General features: G+C 65.9%; 2 protein-coding genes and 1 pseudogene. 1 reads left to right on the plus strand and 2 read right to left on the minus strand.

Annotation, left to right across the window (positions count from 1 at the left end; all coding sequences use genetic code 11):
- Both P2Q66_RS13940 and P2Q66_RS13945 read right to left on the minus strand, forming a co-directional pair.
- Nucleotides 1-89 (minus strand): annotated as a pseudogene (locus tag P2Q66_RS13940) (DUF4395 domain-containing protein); the annotation flags it as partial.
- A gap of 99 nt (nucleotides 90-188) precedes the next feature.
- Nucleotides 189-1,196: an exonuclease domain-containing protein gene (locus tag P2Q66_RS13945; protein WP_275729011.1), complete on the minus strand. Its 1,008-nt coding sequence runs from the start codon at nucleotides 1,194-1,196 to the stop codon at nucleotides 189-191.
- A gap of 67 nt (nucleotides 1,197-1,263) precedes the next feature.
- On the opposite strand from P2Q66_RS13945, the gene P2Q66_RS13950 reads away from it, so the two are divergent.
- The coding region (locus tag P2Q66_RS13950) for a VTT domain-containing protein (protein WP_079597756.1) at nucleotides 1,264-2,038 on the plus strand (775 nt) is incomplete at its 3' end.

A 2,038-nucleotide genomic window follows, 5' to 3' on the forward strand; every position in this document is an offset into this window, starting at 1 on the left:
GCGGTGACCAGCGCAAGGAGGACAACCAGGCCCGCCGTGACGCGGGCCGCGTATTCATTGACGGGATTCGGGAACGCAAACACGGTCATGGTGCAAGGGTAGGAGCGGGCGGAAGAGCAGGGAAGGTTTATTGCGCCCCATGAACTTGGCCATGCCTGGCTGGCGAGGCAGCCCGGCGCCAGGCAGCCCTACGCGGTGGCTCCCGCAAAGCTGCCCACCATCTGCAGGAATTCACCCTCGGACAGCACCTCGATCGACTGTCCGCGTTCATGGAGCTCCAGCACGCGGCGCGCCTTGCCCGTCAACCGGCCCGAGCGGAGATCTGAAGCCACAAAACCGTCACCCACCACCAGGACAGTGGTGCGGCCGGTCACCCGGCTTTCCGTGCGGGCGCCCACCTCGGCCGATCGCACCTTGGCTTCCGGGCGTCCGATGGAGAGCTGGCCCGTAAAAACCACGGTCTGCCCGAACAGCGGATGGCCGGGCTCGGCCTCCGGATTCGGGTCAGGATTGATCCCTTCCTCCGGCCAGCCGGACTGGAACGGCCGGACCAGCGCCGCGCCATTGGCAGAGGAGCCGGCGACGGCGGCGAGGCTGGGTTTGGACAAGGCGTCGACGGCCGGGTCGAACGCCTGTTGCCGGGGCATCACCAGGCCGAGCGAGAGGTAGAGCTCGGCGAGGCTGTTGGCACCGTTGCGCCGCGCGATGTCGATCAGGATGCCGGCGCAGGCGCGGGCGTCCTCCGCGGCGTCGTGGTGCTTGACCAGGGGCACACCGGCTTCCTCGGCGGCAAACGGCAGGGAGTTGGATACCAGCGAATAGCACCGCCGGGACAGCATCACGGTGCAGACATAGTCGTAGGCCGGCCCGGGAAGCCCCGACACCTCCAGGGCTGAGCGGATCACGCCGAGGTCGAACGCCGCATTGTGGGCGGCCAGCACGTCATCACCGATAAAGGCACCGATCTCGGCGAAGAGTTCGCCGAAGCGGGGCTGCCCGGCGACGTCTGCGGCGCTGATGCCGTGGATCCGGACGTTGTGGTAGTCGAAATGGTCGTGGTTCCGCGGGGGCCGCATCAGCCACGAGGCTTCCTCCACAATCCGTCCGCCCCGGACCTTGGTGAGTCCCACCGAGCAGGGCGAGCCCCGGAAGCCGTTCGCCGTCTCAAAGTCGATCGCAGTAAAGTCCAAACCCACGGCCCAACCTTACCGCCGGAAGCCGGCCAAACCTGTCAAGTACCCTTGAGGGGTGAACTTTCCTGTGATGAACGACCTCGCTGTGTCCATGCTGGGCGGGGCAGGACCGGTCCAGCCGCAGCTGGCCTCCTTCCTGCCCGACTGGCTGAACCCCCAGATCTTCCTGGCCGATCCTGCCCTCGCACCGTGGGTGGTCCTCCTTGTGTGCGGAATCGTCTTCGCGGAAACCGGCCTGCTGGTGGGGTTCTTCCTGCCGGGCGACTCCATGCTGTTCACCGCTGGCCTGCTCGTTGCAACGGACACCATCAAGTTCAACGTGTGGCTGTTCGCGCTGCTGATTGTGATTTCCGCCATCATCGGCAACCAGACGGGGTACCTGATCGGCTCCAAGGCCGGCCCCGCCATCTTCAACAAGCCCAACTCCCGCCTGTTCAAGCGTGAGAACGTGGAGAACGCGCACGCCTTCTTTGAAAAGCACGGCGGCAAGGCGCTGATCCTTGCCCGGTTCGTCCCCATCATCCGTACCTTTGTCCCGGTGATCGTGGGCGTGGCGCAGATGAACCGGAAGAAGTTCTTCCTGTACAACGTCATCGGCGCGGTGCTGTGGGGCGGCGGGGTTACCCTGCTCGGCTACCTCCTGGGCGACCGCATCCCGTGGGTCCGCGACAACCTCGACATCATCTTCATTGTCATCGTGCTGGTGTCGGTCCTGCCCATCGGGGTGGAGGTCCTCCGCGGCCTGTCCGCGAAGCGCCAGGCTGCGGCGTACGGCACCGACCCGGTGGACGAATTCATCGAGGAACACGCTCCGGAGGACGAGCAGAAGACGCCCCGCCTTCCGT

The organism is Arthrobacter sp. Cr_A7, assembly GCF_029222765.1.
Lineage (GTDB): Bacteria > Actinomycetota > Actinomycetes > Actinomycetales > Micrococcaceae > Arthrobacter.